Origin of the sequence: Capnocytophaga sp. oral taxon 903 (assembly GCF_013394785.1) — a bacterium.
GTDB lineage: Bacteria > Bacteroidota > Bacteroidia > Flavobacteriales > Flavobacteriaceae > Capnocytophaga > Capnocytophaga ochracea.
This window is the reverse complement of record NZ_JABXYW010000002.1, coordinates 1,015,293-1,039,442: the sequence shown is the minus strand read 5'-3', so window position 1 is coordinate 1,039,442 and position 24,150 is coordinate 1,015,293. Positions and strand designations below refer to the sequence as shown.

Genomic DNA, 24,150 nt, shown 5'->3' with positions numbered 1-24,150 from the left:
TCTTATCGTTTATTCAATTCAACAAAAGCTCTTTCGGTGGCACCTACGTATATTTGTCGTGGACGACCGATAGGTTCTCCTCCTTGGCGCATTTCCTTCCATTGGGCAATCCAACCAGGGAGACGACCGATAGCAAAAAGCACAGTGAACATCTCTAAGTGCATACCCAAGGCTTTGTAGATGATACCCGAATAGAAATCGACATTGGGATAGAGATTGCGTGATTTGAAGTACTCATCTTCCAAAGCTACCTTTTCGAGATGTTTAGCAATACTGAAAATAGGGTCTTCTATACCCAAAGCATTGAGCACATCATCGGCAGCGGCTTTGATGATTTTAGCCCGTGGATCGAAGTTTTTGTATACACGGTGCCCAAAGCCCATCAAACGGAAAGGGTCATTTTTGTCTTTTGCTTTATTAATGAACTTATCGACATCGCCTCCGTCTTTATGAATTTCTTCAAGCATTTCAATCACCGCTTGGTTTGCCCCGCCGTGGAGACGACCCCAAAGGGCTGAAACTCCAGAGGAAATACTCGCAAACAGACCCGCCTCGGAAGACCCCACCAAACGCACCGTAGAAGTAGAGCAGTTCTGTTCGTGGTCGCCGTGAAGGATGAGCAGTTTGTTGAGAGCACTCACTACCGTAGGGTTGATTTTATATTCCTCAGTAGGGATTTCGAAGAAGAGGCGCAAAATGTTCTCGATATAGCCCTTGCTATTGTCGTAATAATTCAGCGGTAAGCCCTCGCGTTTGCGGTACACCCAAGAAGCGATGATAGTTACTTTGGCAATGGCTTTACAGACCGCTTGATACACGTTTTTAGGACAATGTACGTTTACCGGTACCGGATTGAAAGCGGTGAGCGCACTGGTAGCTGATGCTAATACCCCCATAGGGTGAGCCGAGCGCGGGAAACCGTCCATAATATGGCGCATATCCTCGTGAACAAGGGTGTACTTGTGAATTGTTTTTTTGAAATCGTCATACTGTTCGGCAGTGGGGAGTTCTCCAAAAATAAGAAGATAGGCTACTTCGAGGAACTCGGCTTTAGCAGCTAAATCTTCGATGTTATAGCCACGATAGCGCAAGATGCCCCGTTCGCCGTCGAGGAAGGTAATGGCACTCTTGCAAGAACCCGTGTTTTTGTAACCCGAATCCAAGGTTACCAAACCAGTGAGGGCACGCAATTTTTCGATATTAATCGCTTTTTCGTTTTCGGTGCCTACTACGATAGGAAATTCGTATTCTTTCCCTTCAAAAATCAGTTTTGCTGTGTTTTCCATAGTACAATTTGTTTTTTATTTTTGGGCAAAGTAAGAAAAATTATTTCACATTTACAAATAAAATAGCGATAAATCTATTTTATTTAACAATCTTTAACGTTTTATGATTAAAATATAAGACAAATATATCTATAACGAAAAAAGAAATGGAAATAAGGGGGTGCAAGTCGCACGGGTGAGAGAAATGAGAAAATTAGAAAATGGGAAAATGAGGTGCGATCCGCACGGGCAGTGTGAGCCACACAGGCAGGAAAAAAATTAGCAAATTAGGAAATGAGAAAATGTGATGCGAGCTAGAGGAATGAGGCTGTGCCTCAGAAATCAAACAAAATTTAAACAAAATCAAGGCTGCGCCTTGTAAACCAGCGGAGGGGATTAACTTTGGCAAAGGTGCGAGCCGCACAGGCAGTCGTAGCACGACGGGCGGGAGAAAATTAGCAGATTAGCAGATGTGGAAATTAGGAAATGAATAGTGATAAAAATCTTTTTTTTGACAGGTCAGACTTGTCGGACAAATTGGATAGGTTAGAAGGATTCGGAAGGAAACGGAGAAGTTCGGAAGAGGGGAGGGAGGGTTTTTGATGAAAAAGGGATGTAAGATGGATGGGGTTAGCTTATAGAGAGCTTATAGGAAGCTTATACGAATCTTGGACGATTGGTATAGAAAGGGTGTGTAAAAAATTGATTAATAGTATAATACAGCGATGCGAAAAATGGTAAAAACGGGGTTTCGAGGCGAAAGAAAAGGAATCCTCTCCCCAATCACATACTCTCCTATTCGGAGACTTCTCCCAAGGAGAGGGGGTGTAGTGACGAGTAGAGAGCGACGGAAAAGCGGAGGAAACCTCCCCCTAGCCCCCTCCAAAGGGGGAATGTAGGGACGGAAAAGGGGAAGAGAAATTAGAGAATTAGCAAATTTGAAAATGAGAAAATGGAGAAGTGAGGGGGTTATATCTGATTGACAAATTTGCTCATTTGGTAATTGTTTCTTACCTTTGCACTTTGAAATATAAAGTACTGATGACAGATAATCAATTTAAGAAATATAACCTCATTGTGGGGTGGGCTGTTTTTGCCGTAGCTCTTATCACTTATGGGCTTACGGTAGAACCTACGGTTAGCTTTTGGGATTGTGGCGAGTATATTGCTACCTCAGCGAAATTGCAAGTGGGTCACCCTCCTGGAGCGCCTTTATTCCAAATGATGGGCGCTTTTATAGCTGCTTTTGCTCCGAACTCGGATAAGATTGCGCTGTTTGTGAATTATATGTCGGTTTTATCGAGTGCTTTTACAGTTCTTTTCTTGTACTTCATCATTGTAAATTTGACCAAGAAAATCGCTTTAAAAAGAACCGATTCTGTTGAAGAAAAAACGCCTGCTACGCTTACCCAAGGGCAGTTTATCGCTGTTTTGGGGAGTGGGGTTGTAGGGGCTCTTGCCTATACTTTCTCGGATAGTTTTTGGTTTAACGCGGTGGAAGCAGAAGTGTATGCAATGGCAATGCTATTTATGTCGGCTATGTTTTGGTTAGGCATCAAGTGGACGGACAGTTTGCACGAACCACGTGGCGACCGCTGGTTGTTACTGATATCGTTAGTAGTGGGGCTGTCGTTTGGGGTGCACTTTATGGCGCTACTGACCATTCCTGCTATTGGTATGCTTTATTTCTTCAAGAGTAACTACAAGAAAACGGTAGTGAACTTCATCATTGCTAATGTAGTTTCTATCGCTATTTTGCTGTTGATATTTAAACTGATATTACCTTACACCTTGGCGTACTTTGGTTATTTGGAAGTATTTTTTGTGAATAGCTTCGGTATGCCGTTCAACTCAGGGACTATTATCGCGGGGCTTTCGGTTATTGCGTTCTTCTATTTTACGCTGAACTACGCTTATAAGCAAAACAAAGTGCGCTTGCAAACGGGCATTTTATGCTTGTTGTTTGTGTTTATAGGGTTTTCGTCTTGGCTAATGATCCCTATTCGCGCGAATGCTGATACGGTTATCAATGAGAACAGTCCGACTGATGCGCGTTTGCTATTAGCTTATTACAACCTTGAACAATATCCCGAAACGCATTTGTTCTACGGTCCTATGTATTCAGATAAATACGCTGGATTAGACGAAGAGAACCCATATGAAGACGCGAAGCCAAAATACGAGCGCGATTATGCCTTAGGGAAATACATCATCGTGAATCAGTACAAAAACGCTCAGATGGCATCGAATAGCAAACAAGAGGGTGTTTTGCCGAGAATGTGGAGTGCGCAACACGCGGCGAATTATATGAAGCTCACAGGACTACTTACGTTTAGAATAAAAGAAGAAGCGTATAACGAGCCGAAGCTCTATCAGTTCTTACAAGAAGTGCAAAGGCAAATGCAAATACAACCGCTTCCGCCTGAGCGTTACGACCAATTTCTTACCGAATATCGGGACTATATAGAAGTAGAGAAGCCAAGTTTTTGGAAGAATATGCACTACTTGTTCGAGTATCAGTTTGGGTATATGTACTTCCGCTATTTTGCTTGGAACTTTATAGGCAGGCAAGACGATGTGCAAGGCAAGATGGAAAATGACCACGGCAACTGGTTATCGGGCATTAAGCCTATTGATAGTTTGCGCCTTGGTTCGCAAGACAACCTTCCAGCCGATGTGCTGAACAATAAAGCTCGTAATACTTACTATTTCCTGCCTCTGCTCTTAGGACTCTTAGGGTTATTTTTTATGGCGACGAAGAGCGAACGCCAAACGTGGGTAGTGATGATGCTTTTCCTCTTTACGGGTTTGGCAATGAAAATATACCTGAACGAACGACCGTTTGAACCGCGAGAGCGAGATTATGCGTTAGTAGGTTCGTTCTACGCTTTTGCTATATGGATAGGAGTGGGTGTATACGCGTTATTCCACGCACTTAGGAAGGTGCTTTCGCCACGAATAGGAGCACCTTTGGCAGTGGTAGCGAGTTTGCTTGCTGTACCTGTGCTGATGGCAAGTGAGAATTGGGACGACCACAACCGCTCGCAAAAGTATTCGGCAGAGTTTATTGCGGACGCTTATTTGAGCTCGGTAGCTAAAGATAAGGACGCTATGATATTCACCATTGGCGATAACGATACGTTCTTACTGTGGTATGCCCAAGAAATAGAAGGCTATCGCACCGATGTGCGTGTTATCAACACAAGTTTGTTGCAAACGGATTGGTATATAGACCAAATGAAGCGCCAAGCGTACCAAAGTAGTCCTATCCCAGGTGAAATGGTGCACAAACAATATGCTCACGGGGTGCGTGAAGGGGTGTATTTCCAAAAACGCACCGAGAACCGCTGGAATATTAAAGACTTTGTGAAATGGGTAACCAGCGATGACCCCAATACACAGCTGAGTAGCAGTAGTAGTGAAAGTAGAACTTTTAACTACTACCCTACGAACAAAATACGGATTCCTGTAAATAAAGAAAACGTATTAAAGAGCGGTATTGTAAAACCCGAAGACGCTGATAAGATAGTAGACTATATAGATATCACGCTCCCTAGTGCTATCGATAAAGCACGTATTGTGATGCTGGATATTTTGGCTTATAACGACTGGAAACGCCCGATATACTTCTCAGGAGGTAGTATGGACTCTGCTGAGTATATCTGGATGAAGGAGTACTTGCAATTAGATGGACTGGTGTACAAACTTGTGCCTATTAAAACAGAAATCGATAAGAAGCACCCCTTTGATATGGGTCGTATAGACAGTAATTTGATGTACGACATCATAAAGAAATGGGATTGGGGCAATATGGGTAAAGCAGGTATTTACTTAGACCCCGAAACGCGTAAGAACAGTATTATCTTCCGCGGTAATTTGGCACGTCTTACCGAAAAACTGATAGAAGAAGGCAAGTTAAATAAAGCCAAAGATATCTTGGATATCGGAATGAAGCATATGCCTTTGGAGGCTTATGGCTATTACTTCACTCTCGATCCTTTTGTACAAGGTTATTTTAAGGTAGGTGAGAAAGAAACCGCTCGTAAATTAGCCTTGCAGATATTTGGGAAATATCAAGAAGAACTGAATTATTACGCACACTTATCGCCAGATGAGCGATACGCTAATACTGCCAGAATACAGTATACCATAGACCGCTATGGAGAATTATTATTGCTCATAGCGCCTTTGGATAAGGATTTTTACGAAAGACAAGTAGAGGTGCTCAGAGCGAAGGCGAGTCCGTTTATGAAATCGCAAGAGCTTGATGAGTATATGAAGATGCTAATGGATGAGGAGGCGGATACGCTTGTTGAACCTCAAACTACTACAAAAGATAGTGTAGAAGAATGAAAATATCAGTAGTTATTGAAGTAATTTTGTTTTTTAAAAATGGTTTTATCTTTGCCTTTTCTAAATTAAAATGAAAAATGGTAAATATAGTTATCCCTATATATAAAGAAGAGCCGTCTGGCAATGATATAATCTCTATCAAACGTGTTTTTAGAGTATTAAAGGAATATCCTATTACCTTCGTTCACCCTAAAAGTTTAGATATAAGAGCTTATGAAGAGTTTGGTAAGGTTACTTTTAGAGATTTCGATGATGCCTATTTTAAAAGTATTGATGGTTATAATCAACTGATGCTTAGTATAGATTTTTACGAGGCTTTTACTGAAAAATATATACTTATCTATCAGACTGATGCGTATATCTTTAGAGATGACTTATTATTTTGGTGTAAAAAAGATTATGATTATATAGGAGCTCCTTGGATTCGTCGCAGAGAGAAAGCACCTATTATTAAGAAAATTTGGGATAGCTCAATCTGTTTTATAAAGCAAGCTATAAACTATAAAGGCAATCGGAAAACTCAAAAAAACAAAATTTTGCTTTATAATGAGGTAGGCAACGGAGGTTTCTCTCTGCGAAAAAGAGAAAAATTCATAGAAGTATTAAAACAGCTTACCGAACAAACTGCTGTGTATCTAAAACCTTCTAATAGAAGTACCTTTTATGCTGAAGATGTTTTTTTTAGTATAGAACCTAAGCGAAATGGGATTGATTTTAAAAAGCCAAACTATAAAGAAGCTTGTCTTTTTTCTATTGAAAATAAAGTAAAAAAAGCACTTGCTTTTAACAACCAAATTCTGCCTATGGGGTGCCATCGGTGGGAAAAAGAAAACAGAGAGATTTGGGCACAATTTATAAAAGATGAAACAGAAGGATTTTGAGGGAAAAACAATAATTATAGCAATGCCTAACCACTTTGGGTTACTTGAACAATTCAAAGATAATTTAGAGTTTTTAGGCTTTGAGGTTTTTGTATTGGATATATCTAATAGAACAAATGCCATTTCTTTGAAAGATAAAATTACTCACGGATATAAGAAACTATTTTTTGGTGACAGAAGTTATAAACCTTCTATCAAAAATAAGAAGGCAAAAGAAGATATACTGATCCAATTATCACACATCAAAAAAACAGACTATGCTCTTTTCATCCGCCCAGATTTATTTGATTTTGAAGTAATAGATAAAGTAAAACAAATATCTAAGAAAACAGTAGCTTATCAATGGGACGGTTTAAACAGATATCCTTTAGCTAAGAAGTATATCAACTTATTTGATAAATTCTATGTTTTTGACAAGAAAGATTTGAATTTAAGCAGGCGTCTAAAACATACTACTAATTTCTATTTTGATAATATAATCTCAAAAGAAGTAGTAACTCCTAAAACTGTTTTCTTTGTAGGTACTTATATGAAAAATAGAGTATTATTGTTGGAGCAAATAAGTACTTTGTTAGAAAATAAAGGATTGATACCTAATATTTTTTTAGTTTCACAGCGGAAAAAATCTTATCATTATAAGTTTAAAATAATTGATAAGGAATTTAGCTTTAAAGAAAGTATTTTGAAAATGCAAAAATCAGAATATTTATTAGATTTACATAACCCTATACATAATGGACTTTCGTTTAGGACATTCGAAAGTATTGGCTATGGTAAAAAACTAATAACAAACAATCTTTTAGTGAAGGAGTATGATTTTTATAATCCCAATAATATATTTATAATTGAAAAAGGTTCTTTTGATAACATTGATGAGTTTTTAAACGCTCCTTATCAACCTTTAGAAAAAGAGATACAAGATAAATACAGTTTTTCAAGTTGGATAAAACAACTATTAAAATGATGAAAAGGAAGCTTTTGTTCATCGCCCCCGACTATTATGGTTTTAATGAAGTTGTTCTTAAGGGATTAAAAGAATATAGTGATTGTGATGTGAGCTATATAGTCTCAAACTTTAAGTACCAATATAAAAATTGGGGGGAAAGGATTTACAACTTCTTTTTAAAAACTCTTTTAGGAAGAAATCTAAAAGAGAAAAAAAAGATGAATATATAAAAGAGTTTATTAAATTTATTAACGAAAGTAATGATTATGATATTTTACTAATAAATGCCCCATACCTTCTAACTAATAATCAGATAGAAATAGCTTTAAAGAAAACAAAATTATCAGTAGTTATTTTTTGGGATAGTATTGAAAAAATACCTATGCAGAAGAAATATTTAGAAGATTTTGACATTATCTATAGTTTCGAACCAGACGATTGTGCAAAGTACCATTTAAAAAAGATTACCAATTTCTACTTTGCAGAAAGTAATAATGATTCAAATAACCTATACGATGTTTGTTATTTAGCCACCTATGATGAGAGAATAAAAGTTGCTGAACGTATCTTTAAATATTTTGATGAACATAATATTTCAGTCAAAGGAAAAATGTTCGTTCGTAGGCGACAAAGGCTCCCTAAAAGTATTGAACGTATTAAAGAGATTATTCCTTTTTCAAAATCATATAAATACTATTTAGATAGTAAAATTATTTTGGATATTGCACATCCTAACCAAAAAGGGCTGTCTTTTCGTCCATATGAGGCTATAGGACTAAGAAAAAAACTTATTACCACTAATAAAGATATTGTAAATTATGATTTTTACAATCCTAATAACATCTTTGTTATAGAAGATATTGACAACATTACTATCCCTTTGGAATTTTTTAAAACTGACTATCAAGAAATAGATATAAAACTAAGAGAAAAATACCATATTAAAAATTGGATTCATAATATTATTAATGGAAACTAAAATACTCTTTCTTTGCCCTAATAACAATTTTATGAGTGGTGGGGTAAAACAGATTTTTCGCCAAGCAGAAACATTAAAAAAAAATGGCTTTAATGCCTCTGTCCTACTACAAGGTAAAAGTAAGCAAAAGTGGTTTCATAGTGATGCACAAATATCACATAGTCCTTACTTATTTAAATTACTAAAATATATACTTGGGAATAGAAAAATTACTTTTATAAAAAAAATAAAACTATGGTTTTTAAACAAGAGAAGTATTCCTATAGACAAGAATACTATATTAGTTTTTCCTGAAATATACGGTGATAAAATAGATAAGATAGCCCCAAATATTAAGAAAGTAATCTTTAATCAAAACTGCTATTATACTTTCAACCACTATTTTTTTGAAAAAGAATATACTCAAACACCTTATAATAACCCTAATATTTTAGCAACAATTGTTGCTTCTAAAGATGCTTTAACTTATATGAATTATACTTTCCCTAAGTTAAACACATATAAAATGACCTTAGGTATTGACACTTCGATTTTTTCTTATTCTTCTAAAAAGCAAAAACAAATATGCTTTATGCCTCGAAAGTTAACTGATGATGTACGCCAAGTAATCCTTATTCTCAAACTTAGGGGAGTGCTTCGTAACTGGAATTTGGTGTCTATTGATAATAAAAACGAACTAGAGGTCGCTAATATAATGAAACAAAGTGTTTTCTTTTTAAGTTTCAATCATCGAGAGGGTTTTGGACTTCCACCAATAGAAGCTATGGCTTGTGGTTGCTACGTGATTGGTTACCACGGAGAAGGAGGTAGAGAATATTTTAATCCCAAATTTTCTTCTCCTATAGAGGGTGGTAACATCATAGAATATGCGAAGAAAGTAGAAGAACTACTATTGATTTATGAAAAGTCTCCTGAAATAATTATAGGGAAAGGGAAGAAAGCTTCTGATTTTGTACTTTCTAACTACTCAATGGAACGAGAGGAAAAAGATACTATCTCTATTTGGAATAAAATTCTACATCTCTTTCAACCCTTATTATAGTATAAATTAAGTGTTTTCTCCTGTTTAAAAAAAACAAATATTAAAAAAGGAAGTAAAATAAGCACCCCTGGTTGATAATTTAAAACAACATCCGTATTCATAAATAAAAGAAAGGTCATAAGGCAATATATAATATAATTATCCCTATTGTAAATCCCTTTTTGGTAAATAGTGAATATCCATAATAAAAGCAAAGAAAACCCAACCATTCCTAAATCAATAAATGTGGCTAAAAAATCATTGTGAATGTGTACTAATCCTATCGTTTCGTTTGCTAGAAGTTTTTCATAGGAGGTGCCTGCCCCTATTATAAAATGATGATTAATACTTTCTTTTGCTTTTATAAGCATTTTCTCTCGCGCAGAATCAGCAAAAAAGGTCGTATGACTAACTAACCAATAAATACCTAATAAGCCCATTGAAAACAGTCCTATTTCAGTTATAATACGCTTTCGAATAGTCCATTCTTTAGAAATATAAAACCAGCCTAATATCAAAAGACATAAAGGGAAACCTATTATAGCTACTCTCGCTTGTAGCATAAAAACAAAACAAAACAAGAGAACTCCATACAAAATAACTTCTGGTAATGATATAAGTTCTTTATTCTTCCTCCACACCAAAACTCCTAATCCCCATATTACAAGCATTATCCAAGCTATAAAACTAGGATGCTTAAAAATAGACCATCCTAATAAGAGCTCATAATAATTCATATAACCTTTATTAAAAGCCAAAAAACTAAAAAAATAAAGATTTATAGCTTTTTGTATAAAAATATAAGCACTTATATTCAAAGTAAGTAATAGTAAAAACAACTTAAAACATAGAGTAATAAAACTCATACTCTCTTGTTCTTTTATCCGAAAACCAATGCAAGTAATAAGAACAAGTAATAAAAAATAGAGTTTATCTGTATTAACATCTTGCCAAGCAAAGGCTTTGTCTTCTGCCCATAGTATTCCTAAAAACCGCAATATTATCAGCAAAAAGAAAACAATCATCACTCTATCAGGCATTATCCATTTTCGGTAAACTAAAGAATAAAAACCACATAAAAAAAGTAAGAGTAGATCCATACGAAATGTGATTTTATGCTTATATGTCCACAAAAAAACTGTTGCGGCTCCTACACATATTATAAGTGAACGTAAACATTCTTCTTTTCTAAAAAGAATCAAGTGATTTTGTAACATCCATAAAGCAGAAAAAAAACCACAGAAATAGAACCCCCCTTTTAAAAAGCCTTTACTAAACCCCTCCCTTATCCATAAATCTGGGAAAATATATGAAAGAAAAAAGGCTAAGACAATAACTAGTAAGGAAAGTAAGAATATCCAATTTTTTAGCAACTTGTTTATCATTTCTCAACAAACAAATAAGTCTTCTTGCAATTAGAAACACTAACTAATAATGCAAAAGTATAACATCTTGATGAGATAACCAAAAATAGTTTCTCTTTCTCCCCCTCTTCTTTTGTTTAAATAATTCCCCACTTACACTCTTTCTCAACTTTTTTTCGTCTTTCCCTTCTCTCTATGCACTTTTTTCATTACCTTTGCCCCCGAAATCTATTACTCACAGATCCAGTGTTTACTGGTTTTACCTATTTTAAATGAATAAACTACTCATTCTCGGAAGTATTGCTTTCGACCAAATAGAAACTCCTTTCGGAAAAAGCAACGCTATTATGGGGGGCTCAGCTAACTATATAGCCCTTGCTGCCGCTCAGTTCGAAGTTTCCTCAGCCGTCGTCTCTATCGTAGGCGACGACTATCCACAAGACTACTTAAACCTCCTCGCCCAGCGCCATATCGACGTATCGGGCATTGAGATAGTGCACGGAGGAAAAACGCTCTTTTGGAGTGGCAAGTATCGTAACGATATGAACCAACGCGATACCCTCGACACCCAACTGAACGTGCTTGCCAATTTTAAGCCCGTAGTACCCGAAGCCTTCCGCAATGCCGAAGTGCTTTTACTCGGCAACCTCCACCCTACTCTGCAAATGGACGTACTCGACCAAATGCTATCACGCCCCAAATTAGTGGTGATGGACACAATGAACTACTGGATGAACCACACTTGGGACTTGCTAATGGAGGTAATCGCCCGCGTAGATATGATTACAATCAACGATGAAGAAGCACGCCAACTTACCAAAGAGTATTCGCTCGTGAAAGCCGCCCAGCGCATTATGGCAATGGGTGTGAAGTTCGTGGTGATTAAAAAAGGCGAACACGGGGCGCTTTTATTCCACGGCGACAAAGTGTTCTTTGCGCCAGCACTCCCCTTAGCCGAAGTATTCGACCCCACAGGTGCCGGTGACGCTTTTGCTGGCGGACTCGTGGGCTATCTCACCAAAACCCGCGACTATTCGTTCAGCAATCTAAAAAATGCTATTGTTCACGGCTCGAACATCGCCTCGTTTTGCATCGAGAAATTTGGGGCTGAGCGCCTACTTACCCTCACCCAAGACGAGCGCCACGCCCGTTTACAACAATTCCGTGACCTTACTCAATTTGACATTCAACTTAAGTAAGAGATAAGAAGTAAAACTATTGTCTGTTGCCTCTTATCTCTTACCCCTTACCTAAAAAGATATGCTTTACAAAAGAAGTAGCGAACTATTCGCAGCCGCACAACAAGTACTCCCTGGCGGAGTCAATTCTCCCGTACGCGCTTTCAATGCCGTAGGGGGACACCCCATTTTCATCAAAGAAGCCCAAGGCGCTTACCTCACCGATGAGGACAACTGCAAGTACATCGATTATATCGCCTCTTGGGGACCGCTCATCTTAGGCCACGCCTATCCTCCGGTAATTGAGGCAGTAACCGAGCGCGCCAAGAAAGGCACATCTTTCGGTATTCCTACCGAAGTCGAAGTCCAAATCGCCGAATTAGCGGTCTCAATGGTGCCTCATATTGATAAGATTCGCTTTGTGAACAGCGGAACTGAGGCTTGTATGAGCGCCGTACGCTTAGCTCGTGGCTATACCGGTCGTGAGAAGATTATCAAGTTTGCCGGTTGCTACCACGGACATTCCGATGCTTTTCTCATCGAGGCTGGTAGTGGTGGCGCAACTTTTGGTAGTCCCAATAGTCCTGGCGTGACCCAAGGCACGGCTAAAGATACGCTTTTAGCAAACTACAACGATTTAGCCTCCGTAAAAACCCTCTTTGAAGCCAATCCACAGCAAATCGCTTGCGTAATTATCGAACCCGTAGCAGGAAATATGGGCTGTGTTCCTCCTGCCGAAGGCTTTTTGGAAGGATTGAGACAACTCTGTACCGAAAACGGAACGCTTTTGATATTCGATGAAGTGATGACCGGCTTCCGCTTAGCAAAAGGCGGAGCGCAAGAGGTCTTTGGTATCAAAGCCGATATCGTTACCTTCGGAAAAGTGATTGGTGGCGGACTCCCAGTAGGGGCTTTTGCCGGTAGCAAAGAGGTGATGAGCTATTTAGCTCCCGAAGGTCCCGTGTATCAAGCGGGGACTCTTAGCGGAAATCCTTTGGCGATGAGTGCTGGATTGGCAATGCTCACAGCTCTGAATAAACAACCTGAGGTGTTCGACAGTTTGGCGAAAAAAACAGCTTACTTGCACGAAGGCTTCGACAACGTACTAAAACGCGCAGGGTTCCCTTACCAAATCAATAGCTTTGGTTCGATGTTTACCCTCTTCTTTGCCGAAGAACCCGTAACCGATTTCGCCAGCTCAGCTAAGAGCGATACAGCGCGCTTCCGCAAGTATTTTCACGGAATGCTACGCGAAGGTATCTACTTACCTCCAAGCGCTTTTGAAAGTTATTTCCTCAATGACGCCCTTACTTACGAAGATTTAGATAAGACCATCGGAGCTCTCAACAGAGTAATTATGGAGTTATAACACTCATAGTTAGCGTCATACTACACTTTGTCAAAGTCTCTAACCGCACGTACTGCTACGATACTTTTTGACAAAGTGTTTTTTTATTATAGCTTATCAAAATTGCTTTGCGAATTTTCGTCCTACTTTTTACCAAAGGTTCTACTTGCTCGTCGTACCACGACCCTACATTACCTTCACCATTCCCGTCACCACATTCCTCTTTTGAAGATAGCCAGCAATAGCTGAGTATGTGCCTCGTGAAAGCGGAGTATGTATAAAGGAAAATATTTTCACCACATTACCTTCGTCATTCGTCATTTGTCCCTCGTCATTTCTTCCCTTTTCTTTCGCCTCGAAACCCCGTTTTTAACATTTTTAGCCTTGTTGTATTATACTATGAGTCAATCACTTATATACCCTTTCTATACCAATCGTCCAAGATTCGTATAAGCTTCCTATAAGCTCTCTATAAGCTAACCCCTCCCATCTTACACCCTTTTTTCACCAAATTTTCTCTCAGCTCTATTCCGAACTTCTCCGTTTCCTTTCGAACTTCTCAACCCTCCAAATTTGCTAATTCAACAGCCTGTGTGGCTCACACTGCCTGTGCGGCTCGCACTTAATTAAAAAACAATTCGCGGTATTTCGTCAGTGTCCAAAGCTCGTCGTCTACCATAAGTTCGAGTTTGTCGCAATGGTAGCGTATTACCTCAAAGAAAGGTTTTACTTGCGTGCAATAAGCATCGGCTTTGGCTTCAAAGTCGGGTAAGTGATTAGCGCGCTTGCGCGCCTCTACCATTGCCTCTACCTGACTGTGGATCACCTTGATATGCTCGGAAATATGGCGTATGAGCTCTAATTGCTCGGCAGCGACTTCTTGATAGCTATCGCCAAATATTTCTTTTAAGCCTTTCACATTCTCAATAAGGGTGTTTTGGTAACGCACGGCTGTTGGCACCACGTGATTACGGGCAATATCGCCTAATACACGCGATTCTATCTGCACGGTTTTCACGTATTCTTCTAAGCCAATTTCATAACGCGCTAAAAGCTCTACTTTGCTGAGTACTCCTGTACTTTCAAACAAAGCCACAGCCTTCTCACTGATGTTTTCTTTCAGCGCTTCAGGAGTAGTTTTATGATTACTCAAACCACGACGGGCAGCCTCTTCCTCCCATTCTTTGCTATAACCGTCGCCCTCAAAGCGTATTTTCTTACTTTCCTTAATGTAGCGACGCAATACTTTAAAGATAGCATCTTCTTTCTTCTTGCCTCCTTCGATGAGCGCATCAACTGCCTTCTTAAACTCGGTGAGCTGTTGGGCTACGATGGTGCTCAGTACCATTGTAGGCTTGCCACAGTTGGCTTTAGAGCCCACTGCACGGAACTCGAATTTATTGCCCGTAAAGGCGAAAGGCGAGGTACGATTGCGGTCGGTAGTATCGAGGAAGAGGTCGGGTATTTTGCCTACTACGTTCAGTTTGAGTTCGGTTTTCTCCTCAGGAGATAGGTTATCGGAGGATACTTCTAAGGCGTTCAGCACTTGGGTGAGTTGTTCGCCTATAAACACCGATACTATGGCAGGCGGTGCTTCATTGGCACCTAATCGGTAATCGTTAGTCGCTGAGGCTACCGAGGCTCTTAACAAAGACTCGTATTCACATACTGCCTTGATAGTGCAGATGAAGAAAGTGAGAAATTGCAGGTTTTTGATAGGCGTTTTGCTGGGTGCTAAGAGGTTTACGCCTGTATCGGTTACAAGCGACCAGTTATTATGCTTGCCCGACCCATTCACTCCTGCAAAGGGTTTTTCGTGGAATAGGATGACAAAGTCGTGGCGCTCGGCTACCTTGCGCATCACGTCCATCAGCAGAGAGTTTTGATCGACAGCAAGGTTGGCTTCTTCAAAAATAGGCGCCAACTCAAACTGGTTAGGAGCGACTTCATTATGGCGCGTTTTCACGGGGATACCAAGCAATAGACACTCTTGCTCCAAATCGCGCATAAAAGCCAACACACGGCTAGGAATTGCCCCTAAATAGTGGTCGTCTAACTGCTGTCCTTTCGCCGCTTGATGCCCTAAAAGCGTTCTACCGGTAATCATCAAATCGGGACGGGTATTAGCAAGAGCTTTATCAATGAGGAAGTACTCCTGCTCACAACCTAAGGTAGTGGTGACTTTGCTTACATTCTTGTCGAAATAACGGGCTACTTCGGTAGCTGCTTGGTCGAGAGCGCTAAGAGCTTTAAGCAAAGGCGTTTTATTGTCTAACGCCTCGCCAGTATAGGCGATGAAGATGGTAGGGATACAAAGCACGGTGCCATATACAAAAGGCGGTGAAGAAGGATCCCAAGCGGTATAGCCACGCGCCTCGAAAGTATTGCGGATACCGCCATTGGGAAAGCTGGAAGCGTCGGATTCTTGTTGTACGAGCTGTCCGCCTCCGAAGCGTTCGATAGCACGGTCGCGGGTAACGGGTTCAAAGAAAGCGTCGTGTTTTTCGGCAGTACCTCCTGTAAGAGGTTGGAACCAGTGGGTATAGTGAGTAGCGCCTTTGGAGATTGCCCAATCGCGCATAGCGGTCGCCACTTGGTCGGCTACACGGCGGTCGATTTTAGTGCCATTGTGAATGGCGTTCATTACAGCGGCAAAGGCATCGCGGGTCATCAGTTGGCGCATAGCCTCTTCGTTGAATACATTTTGGGCAAACAGTTCGGAGCGTTTGCCATTTTCGGGTACCGCCACCGGTTTGCGGTTTTGTGCGGTAGTAAGAGCGGTGAATCTTAGCATAGATAACAGGTAAGTTATTATTATTTTAGTTTTTAGGCAATTTTTGAGAGCGTTCAACTATCATTTTCTCATCACGCGCTACTTTGCGCTCTAATTTCTTAATATCTTCGGCAGGAGGTAATTCTTCTGGTTTGATACCACGCTGTCCTAACATTTGTCGTACAGTTTGGTTATTTTGTACGTGCTCGTGTGTAATGGCAGATTCGCCGTGCAAATCATTACTTTCCACATTGTAATTGGTCATTTCGGTAGCGAGGTTCTTAGCGGCAATGGTAAGCGTTGGTAAAAAATCTGCCAAAGGTCGGTTGGCTTTTATTCCTAACCGCAGCTTCATATCCTCAGTAGTATGTCCGCCAAAAAGAGCGGTATCGCCTTTGGAGCGGATATGCGCAAAGCCTTTATCATCAACGCCTCGCTCATAAATATTCTGTGAGAGTTGCTTTTCGGCACTTCTGAGTTTGTCGCGTGTTTCTAAACGAGAGAGTAAATTGAGCCGTTCTTCTATGAGTTCCGCCTTACGGGTTTGTACAGCAAAATAACTCTGAGCAAAGGCTACTTCCTCTTTTTTAGGGTCGCCATTCTGTGCAATGAGATAGCAAGCGTAACGAGTAAGCATAAAATCCATTATTTCACGCTTAGAACCACTGCCTAATTCGACCATTTTCGTGACCTCACGAAAATGGTCATCTACATTGATTTGTTGCGACTTACACGAAGCAACTGCTCGGTGTATAGCCACTAAAAAGTTTTCCCAACGGGCATAGCCCAATATGGTTTGTAATTCACGGGCAAACCATACTTCTATTTTCTCTTTGGCATCTTCACTTTCTATATAATGAGTAATGCCGTCAAACAGATTTTTGTACTGTAAAACACTGTTCCTATCCATAATGTTTTAGCGTTTTTAAGTTTCAAGGGGAAAATCTGTCCGATAACTACTACAACGTAATTGTAATCGTTGATTTTTCTTTCGCTTTAAGGGTAACCGTTTTCACTGTTTTCAAACTGTTCTTAGTAATTTCAGTACCCGAAAGATTCTTTTTCCCTGCGTTGTCCTCAGTGTAATACACCACAAACTGATACACTTCCTGCTCATCAATCACATCCACACTTAGTACAAACGAGGCTATCCCCTCATCATCAGTCGCCGACTGCTTCGCGTGAAAAGTAGGGTGCGAGTCACTTTTGTGTTCCCACGCCCATTCATCGTAAGCATATACCTCCCAATTCTTTAAGGGCGTACCGTTGTTGTCTTTTACGTAGACGGTAACATTTACCTTACCTTCTAATCTCTTAATATCCTCTTTACTACAAGAGAGTCCTCCAAAGACAATAAGGAGCATTAAAATCGTTCTTTTCATTGTTCTATTATTTAGTTTTTAATTTTCACTCGTGAGTTCTTAGTTCTCAAATCGTTTTTCTTCCGCCTTCCGTGCTACGGATGCCTTCCGTGCTACGGATGTCTGTGTGGCTCACACTGCTTGTGTGGCTCACACCGTGCTACGACTTCTATTGCGACAAAAGTAATCATTTTCCTTAATATCGTCACCTTTTTTACAATTTATTTTGTATTTTTGCACTATCAAGACCATAAACATCACCCAAATGAAAAGATTTCTTTACATCACTTTAAGTGCTTTATGCCTTTTCACAAGTTGCCAAAAAGACAACAACAGCGAAGATAATAGCACTCTTATCTCCAGCAACACCCCCTTTCCAATGATGGCGTGGATAGGACTCTCCCCTCAATCCTCTACTGAAGCCTATCAAGAGATGAAACAAGCGGGCTTAAATTACAATATGTACCCCTATTATTCCACCCTTTCCCAAGTGAAAGAGGCTTTAAATAAGATGCAAAACCTACAAATGAAGAGTATTGTAAGTTGCTCAGAACTCTCTACCGATACCGAAGCAACCATTAAAGCTCTAAAAGACCACCCTGCTGTGGCGGGCTGGTTTATGGCAGACGAACCCTCAATGAAAGATTTAGATAAGATAGCTGCGAAGATGAAACGCTTTCAGCAAATTGATAAAAAAGGTATCTGCTATGTGAATTTCCTCTCAATAGACACTTCCGAAAAGCAATTAGGCGCCTCCTTCAATGCTTATCTTGAAAAAGCTACCCGCACCCTCCCTCTGCAAATGCTCTCTTCTACCTTTTACCCCATTGTACTGAACAAAGGAGCAAAAGAGAGAACCGTAAACGGATTGTGGTATAAAAACTTAGAAGTTTTCTCGGCAAAAGCCAAAGAATTACGCATTCCTCTATGGACGCTCGTGTTATCATCGTCCCACCCTCTCGGTGAAGGTGGATACCCAGAACCTACTCTTGCCGACCTCCGCTTGCAACTGTACACCAACTTAGCCTATGGTTCGCAACTGATGCAGTTCTTCACCTATACCACCCCTCCTGATAATCTAACTTACAAAGCGCCTATTGCGCCCGATGGCTCTAAAAATGCTACCTATTACCGATTAGCCCAAGCCAATGCCGAAGTACAGAAACTTTCCGGCGTGTTCGTGGGAGCAAAAATGCTCAACGTATGGCATACCGGCAAAAGCATTCCCGCAGGCACAAAAAGATTAGTATTGCCCAAAAACTTTGAAGTTCTCAAAACAGGTGATATAGGGGCAACTGTTTCGCTTTTGCAAAACGGTTCACGCTACTATTTGATGATTGTAAACCACAGTCCTCTCAAAACGTTGCCCTTAGAGATAAAAGCCACTGCCGAAGTACAAGAAGTAAGCAAAGAAGCCCGCTTGCTCCCCGTCGATTGGACAACCTCTAAAACATACACCTTAGAAGCAGGAGATATGCGCCTTTTCTCGTGGACAAAATAAAAGACTTTCTATCTTATAAACTTCCTCCATCTTACCTCCACCTTTCGTCACCACATTCCCCTTTTTTCGTTCTTAATTCCCCCTCTCTGAGGAAGTCCGCGAGAGCGGAGTATGTGAATAGGGGGATGTTTTATCATTTTTTCTCGTCACCACACTCCCATTAAACTTCTTCCATAAATTGCTAATTTCCCAATTTTCCAATTTGCTAATTCTCCTTCCCGTCACACTCCCCCTAGTGCCTGTGGCCTAAGGCCTATCACCTATTCCCTTTTCTTTCGCCTCGAAACCCCGTTCTTACCATTTTTTACATCGCTGTATTATATTATGAATCAACTACTTATATACCCTTTCTATACCAATCGTCCAAGATTCGTATAAGCTTCCTATAAGCTCTCTATAAGCTAACCCCACCCATCTTACACCCTTTTTTCACCAAAACTTCTCTCAGCTCTCTTCCGTTCTTTTTCGTTTTCTTCCGCACGACTCAACCTCTCCTCTGACCTGTCCGACTCGTCCATTTCCCTTGGTGGCATTATTGGCATTTCTGGTATTATTGGCATTTACTCCATTTTCTCATTCTCTCATTTTCTCATTTTCTAATTAAAAGTTCATATTTTTTTGTTATATTTTTTAATGATTTGCAAGAGGTAAGGCAATGCTCCAGTCGACATTGTAATCCTTGTGACTTTAGGTGATTTGATTTTTACATATAAACCATTTTGGCTATAACCCCAACCCATATCCGTGATTTTAGTAGGGTCAATTTCACGAATCGCATAGAAAATAAAGAAGTACAGTTGCTTATTGCACAACACAAACGGCGGATTATAGCGAGTGAGAAAGAACAGACTATCCTTTACTTTTAACAGCAAGTCGAAATCACTATCGCTCATTTGTTCTACTAGCATACGCAAAGCTTTTTCTTTGCGTTTTAGCACAAAGGTGAAAAGCCAATACAGCAAAAAGGTAATGAGTAAAGAAAGGAGGGTCTCCCCTATTATTTCATCGGCAAACAACAAGTGTAGCACCTCTACACCTTCTTGTATCATCAGCACAAGATAGACAAACAAAGGCGCTGTAAACACCACAATAATAAAACCGGTAACCCACAAGCGGAACTTACGCACTTTTTTCAAATAAGCCTCCCGCTTTTGCGACAACTGGTGTTGAGGGCGATAAAGTGCCAAGCGCTCTTCAAATTCGTTTTCGCGCACCATCGTAAAGTACATAAAAACCAAGAGAAACACTAACGAAGGGACAAAACAGAGAAAATAAACTGTATCCATAATTTTAGGTAAGAGTTAAGGGTTTTATTTTGTTGGTAGATAAAAATGAAATGATAATAGTATCGTTCATTTTTCTGTTTAGTTCATAGTTTATTTTAAAGTTCTTATTTGAGCATTAGGATTATATTTCTCGATAATCTCCCCAAAAATAGGATATACATTCCTATACATCACAATTGAAGTAGATTTTATCGATTTAATACGTACAATTACTCTCCCTCCCCTAGCATAAACAAAACTTACTTCTTTTATTGTTGTAGGATCAATCTCATCAACGGTAAGAGATACAAATAAGTACAGCTTATCTTTGCAAAGTATAAAAGGAGGAAAGTATTTGAAGAGAAATAATTCTTTTTGTACACTGAGCAATAGCTCAAAATCGCTATCACTCATTTGTTCTAAGAGTGCTTGTTGGTTTTTAATATTTCTTTTTAAAATACGATATATTAAATAAATAACCAAACACTCTATTGCTATGAAAATAATTAAAAGAAGAAAAATGATAGGAATACCAGCATCAAGTAATAGAAAAGCGCATACAACCATTAACGGAAAGCTAGCAAATAAGCCTATTATTATACTTACTTTTTTGATATATCGCTCTGCTCTATTTATATATTCCTGTCGTTCGGGGGTAAGAAGTCGAGGGGTATGATAGGACAAGCGTTTTTCGAAATTACTTTTGTACTGCACAATAAAATATACCGAAACAACTACAAGCACGAATATGAGAATAATTATAGTATTCATTGTATAAATACTTTTAATTTTTGATTCACTGTGAGGTTGTGTTTTTAAACCCTCAATAATACAACTACGACAAAAAAAGAGGCTTCACCACTGTGGGTAAAGCCTCTTTGTATTATTACATTACAATATTGATAATCCTATTAGGCACTACAATTACCTTTTTAGGAGTGTTGCCTTGTAGCTGTTCTGCGGTTTGAGGGTCGGAGAGGATGGCTTGCTCTATCTCTGCCACACTCATACTGGTTGCAAAAGCGCGTTTAAAGCGTACTTTGCCGTTGAACGATACAGGATACTCCTTGCTGTCCTCTTGCAAATACTTATCCTCGTGTACGGGATAAGGTGCATAAGTTACACTTTCGGTATTTCCGAGCCTTTTCCAGAGCTCTTCAGCGATATGTGGAGCAAAGGGAGCTACCAGTACCGCAAGAGGCACTAAAACGTCTCTATGGTGGCATTTTAGCGATGATAACTCATTCACGCATATCATAAACTGACTCACTGAGGTATTGAAAGAGAAATTCTCGATATCTTCATTTACCTTTTTGATGGTTTTATGCAGTGCTTTGAGCATCTCAGGCGTAGGAGCTTCGTCGGTTACTTGCCAGCCGTTATCATTGAAATACAAACGCCATAACTTGCGCAAGAAATTATACACCCCCGATATACCTGCTGTGTTCCAAGGTTTGGCTTGTTCTAACGGACCTAAGAACATTTCATACAAACGTAAAGTATCAGCCCCGTATTGCTCGCAAATATCATCGGGGTTTACTACGTTGTATTTGGATTTGGACATCTTTTCTACTTCACGACCACAGAGGAAAACATCCCCCTTACCCCCCTCAAGAGGGGAATTGTGCCCCTCAAAGATAAATTCGGCATTGGCAAATTCTTTACGCCACGCTTTAAATTTCTCAATATCTAATTCATCAGAAGTATCTTTGAGGAGAGAAACATCTACGTGAATAGGTTGGATAATAGTATTAATTATTTTTCCTGAGAGTTTTTTCATAAACTCCACCCATTGAGGATATTTAGGGAAAATCTTCTCTAATAAAACAATCGCCAACTTATCATCCTTGAATTTCTTTGAAACAAATATAGGAGGAAAGTTATTAGATGAAAGCTCTTTTACTTCAACTAAATTCACTTCATTACCTTGCTCATCTTTCACTTCCCATAACACTCGGTATGCAAAGGCACTCATACCCAATATCATTCCTTGATTTATCAGCTTTTTAAAAGGTTCTTCAGTAGGAGCAAAACCGCGGTCTTTGAGGAATTTGTTCCAGAAGCGTGAGTACAAAAGGTGCCCTGTGGCGTGTTCGCTACCTCCTACGTAAAGGTCTACGTTTTGCCAGTAGTCTACTACGGCTTTGGTAGGGAAGGTTCCACGTGCGTCTTTTTCCATCATATACTCTAACCAATACCACGAAGAGCCCGCCCAACCTGGCATTGTATTCAATTCTAACGGGAATACGGTTTGGTTATCAATGAGTTCGTTGCTCACTACCTTGTGGTTTGCAGTATCCCACGCCCAAGTAGTCGCATTGCCTAATGGCGGGTTGCCCTCTTCGGTAGGGAGGTATTTCTCTACTTCAGGCAGGAGAATAGGTAGGTGTTCCTCGCCTATCATCTGTGGCAAGCCGTTTTCATAGTATACTGGGAAAGGTTCGCCCCAATAACGCTGACGAGAGAAGACAGCATCGCGAAGGCGGTAATTCACCTTAGCTTTACCTGCTCCTTTGGCTTCTAAGGCTGCTAATACTTTAGTAACTGCCTCACCAAAGTTAGTGCAACCATTGAGGAAATCAGAGTTTTGGTAAGTCATTCCCTCTTTGTCGGTAAAGGCGTTTTCCGAAATATCTTTATCGAAGATGTTAATCACTTCGGGCATTCCTTTGACACCCTTGAAGTGTTTGGCAAAGGCATAATCGCGGTCATCACCAGCAGGCACCGCCATTACAGCACCCGTACCATAGCTGGCAAGCACATAATCGCCTATCCAGATAGGAAGCTGCTTGCCGGTAAGTGGGTGCACAGCATACACACCAGTGAAAGCTCCTGATACGGTTTTGGTGTCTGCCATACGGTCGCGCTCTGAGCGTTTGGCAGTAGCAGCGATGTAGGCTTCTACCTCAGCGCGTTGTTCCTCAGTAGTAATTTGCAATACTAAGGGGTGCTCGGGGGCAAGAGTAAGGTAAGTAACGCCGAAAAGGGTATCGGGTCTTGTAGTAAATACAGTGATTTTGCCGTCGTTATTAGCCACTGAAAAATCAATACTTGCTCCTACTGATTTTCCTATCCAGTTGCGTTGGCTTTCTTTGATGCTCTCACTCCAATCGATGGTGTCTAAACCTTGCAAGAGTCTTTCGGCATAAGCGGTAATGCGCATACTCCATTGGGTCATCTTCTTTCTGATAACAGGGTGACCCCCACGCTCAGATACGCCATTGACTATCTCGTCATTAGCCAAAACAGTTCCTAAAGCAGGACACCAGTTTACTTCGGTCTCTGCCAAATAGGTAAGTCGGTATTTTAGTAAATGACGTTGTTTGCTTTCAGCTGTCATTGCATGCCATTGGGCAGCAGTGAAGGTTGGGGTATCGTCGTCACAGGCAGCATTTACCTTGCTATTGCCTTCTGTTTCAAAGAGAGCGATAAGCGTTTCGATAGGCTCTGCTTTGTTGGTTGCGTTGTTATACCACGAATTAAACAACTGTATGAATATCCACTGGGTATGACGATAGTAATCGGGGTCGGAGGTCTTTACTTCGCGACTCCAATCAAAAGAAAAGCCCATTTTATCTAATTGTTCGCGGTAACGGGCAATATTCTGTGCCGTAGTGAGGGCTGGATGTTGCCCTGTTTGGATAGCATACTGCTCGGCTGGCAGACCGAAGCTATCATAACCCTGAGGGTGCAATACATTAAAGCCTTTGTGACGCTTGTAGCGCGCTACAATATCGCTGGCGATATACCCCAGCGGATGCCCTACGTGTAAGCCCGCTCCTGAAGGATAAGGGAACATATCGAGCACGTAGTACTTGGGTTTGGTACTATTATTCTGGGCTTTGAAAGTTTGGTGTTTAGCCCAATATTCTTGCCAAAAGGCTTCTATTTCTTTGTGATTATAGGTCATAGTGC

16 protein-coding genes are annotated in these 24,150 nt (G+C 40.1%); 8 read left to right on the top strand and 8 right to left on the bottom strand.

Annotation, left to right across the window (positions count from 1 at the left end):
• Positions 1 to 2 precede the first annotated feature (2 nt).
• Entirely contained in the window at positions 3 to 1,286 is a 1,284-nt protein-coding gene (locus tag HW279_RS04330; protein ID WP_178958112.1) for a citrate synthase, read from the bottom strand.
• 1,020 nt (positions 1,287 to 2,306) lie between these two features.
• Between HW279_RS04330 and HW279_RS04325 the strand changes: the two genes are divergently transcribed.
• From HW279_RS04325 to HW279_RS04305, 5 genes are all read left to right on the top strand, one after another.
• The gene (locus HW279_RS04325; RefSeq protein ID WP_178958111.1) at positions 2,307 to 5,618 is read left to right on the top strand and encodes a DUF2723 domain-containing protein; all 3,312 of its coding nucleotides are present in this window, start codon (positions 2,307 to 2,309) and stop codon (positions 5,616 to 5,618) included.
• A gap of 77 nt (positions 5,619 to 5,695) precedes the next feature.
• Entirely contained in the window at positions 5,696 to 6,499 is an 804-nt protein-coding gene (locus HW279_RS04320; protein ID WP_178958110.1) for a DUF5672 family protein, read from the top strand.
• Positions 6,480 to 7,463, top strand: coding sequence for a hypothetical protein (locus tag HW279_RS04315; protein ID WP_178958109.1), 984 nt, complete (start codon positions 6,480 to 6,482; stop codon positions 7,461 to 7,463). Before HW279_RS04320 ends, HW279_RS04315 begins: the two co-directional genes overlap by 20 nt.
• Positions 7,464 to 7,593: 130 nt before the next feature.
• A complete protein-coding gene (locus HW279_RS04310; protein ID WP_255495767.1) occupies positions 7,594 to 8,424 on the top strand; it encodes a lipopolysaccharide core biosynthesis protein rfaS in 831 nt (276 codons plus the stop codon).
• The gene (locus tag HW279_RS04305; protein ID WP_178958108.1) at positions 8,414 to 9,466 is read left to right on the top strand and encodes a glycosyltransferase; all 1,053 of its coding nucleotides are present in this window, start codon (positions 8,414 to 8,416) and stop codon (positions 9,464 to 9,466) included. The genes HW279_RS04310 and HW279_RS04305 overlap by 11 nt, the downstream gene beginning before the upstream one ends.
• Here HW279_RS04305 and HW279_RS04300 read toward each other — a convergent pair.
• A complete protein-coding gene (locus tag HW279_RS04300; protein ID WP_178958107.1) occupies positions 9,451 to 10,830 on the bottom strand; it encodes an O-antigen ligase family protein in 1,380 nt (459 codons plus the stop codon). The two genes, HW279_RS04305 and HW279_RS04300, sit on opposite strands and share 16 nt — an antisense overlap.
• A 251-nt stretch (positions 10,831 to 11,081) precedes the next feature.
• On the opposite strand from HW279_RS04300, the gene HW279_RS04295 reads away from it, so the two are divergent.
• On the top strand, positions 11,082 to 12,008 hold the full coding sequence (locus tag HW279_RS04295; protein WP_178958106.1) for a PfkB family carbohydrate kinase: 927 nt from the start codon (positions 11,082 to 11,084) through the stop codon (positions 12,006 to 12,008).
• A gap of 61 nt (positions 12,009 to 12,069) precedes the next feature.
• Positions 12,070 to 13,356 (top strand): glutamate-1-semialdehyde 2,1-aminomutase, encoded by a 1,287-nt coding sequence (gene hemL, locus HW279_RS04290; protein ID WP_178958105.1) that lies wholly within the window; start codon positions 12,070 to 12,072, stop codon positions 13,354 to 13,356.
• A gap of 601 nt (positions 13,357 to 13,957) precedes the next feature.
• Here hemL and HW279_RS04285 read toward each other — a convergent pair.
• From HW279_RS04285 to HW279_RS04275, 3 genes are read right to left on the bottom strand one after another with little or no spacing between them, the layout of a single operon-like run.
• Positions 13,958 to 16,129 carry a glutamine synthetase III gene (locus HW279_RS04285; RefSeq protein ID WP_178958104.1) on the bottom strand — a complete coding sequence of 724 codons (2,172 nt, stop codon included), beginning with the start codon at positions 16,127 to 16,129 and terminating at the stop codon, positions 13,958 to 13,960.
• A 25-nt stretch (positions 16,130 to 16,154) separates the two neighbouring features.
• The gene (gene dinD / locus HW279_RS04280; RefSeq protein ID WP_178958103.1) at positions 16,155 to 17,018 is read right to left on the bottom strand and encodes a DNA damage-inducible protein D; all 864 of its coding nucleotides are present in this window, start codon (positions 17,016 to 17,018) and stop codon (positions 16,155 to 16,157) included.
• Between the two features lie 49 nt (positions 17,019 to 17,067).
• Positions 17,068 to 17,490, bottom strand: coding sequence for a hypothetical protein (locus HW279_RS04275; RefSeq protein WP_178958102.1), 423 nt, complete (start codon positions 17,488 to 17,490; stop codon positions 17,068 to 17,070).
• 244 nt (positions 17,491 to 17,734) lie between these two features.
• Between HW279_RS04275 and HW279_RS04270 the strand changes: the two genes are divergently transcribed.
• The gene (locus tag HW279_RS04270) at positions 17,735 to 18,970 is read left to right on the top strand and encodes a hypothetical protein (RefSeq protein WP_178958101.1); all 1,236 of its coding nucleotides are present in this window, start codon (positions 17,735 to 17,737) and stop codon (positions 18,968 to 18,970) included.
• A gap of 608 nt (positions 18,971 to 19,578) precedes the next feature.
• Here the strand turns inward: HW279_RS04270 and HW279_RS04265 are convergent.
• From HW279_RS04265 to HW279_RS04255, 3 genes are all read right to left on the bottom strand, one after another.
• Entirely contained in the window at positions 19,579 to 20,256 is a 678-nt protein-coding gene (locus HW279_RS04265) for a hypothetical protein (protein ID WP_178958100.1), read from the bottom strand.
• Positions 20,257 to 20,346: 90 nt separating this feature from the next.
• On the bottom strand, positions 20,347 to 21,006 hold the full coding sequence (locus HW279_RS04260) for a hypothetical protein (RefSeq protein WP_178958099.1): 660 nt from the start codon (positions 21,004 to 21,006) through the stop codon (positions 20,347 to 20,349).
• Positions 21,007 to 21,121: 115 nt separating this feature from the next.
• A complete protein-coding gene (locus HW279_RS04255; protein ID WP_178959027.1) occupies positions 21,122 to 24,145 on the bottom strand; it encodes a leucine--tRNA ligase in 3,024 nt (1,007 codons plus the stop codon).
• Positions 24,146 to 24,150: the final 5 nt, after the last annotated feature.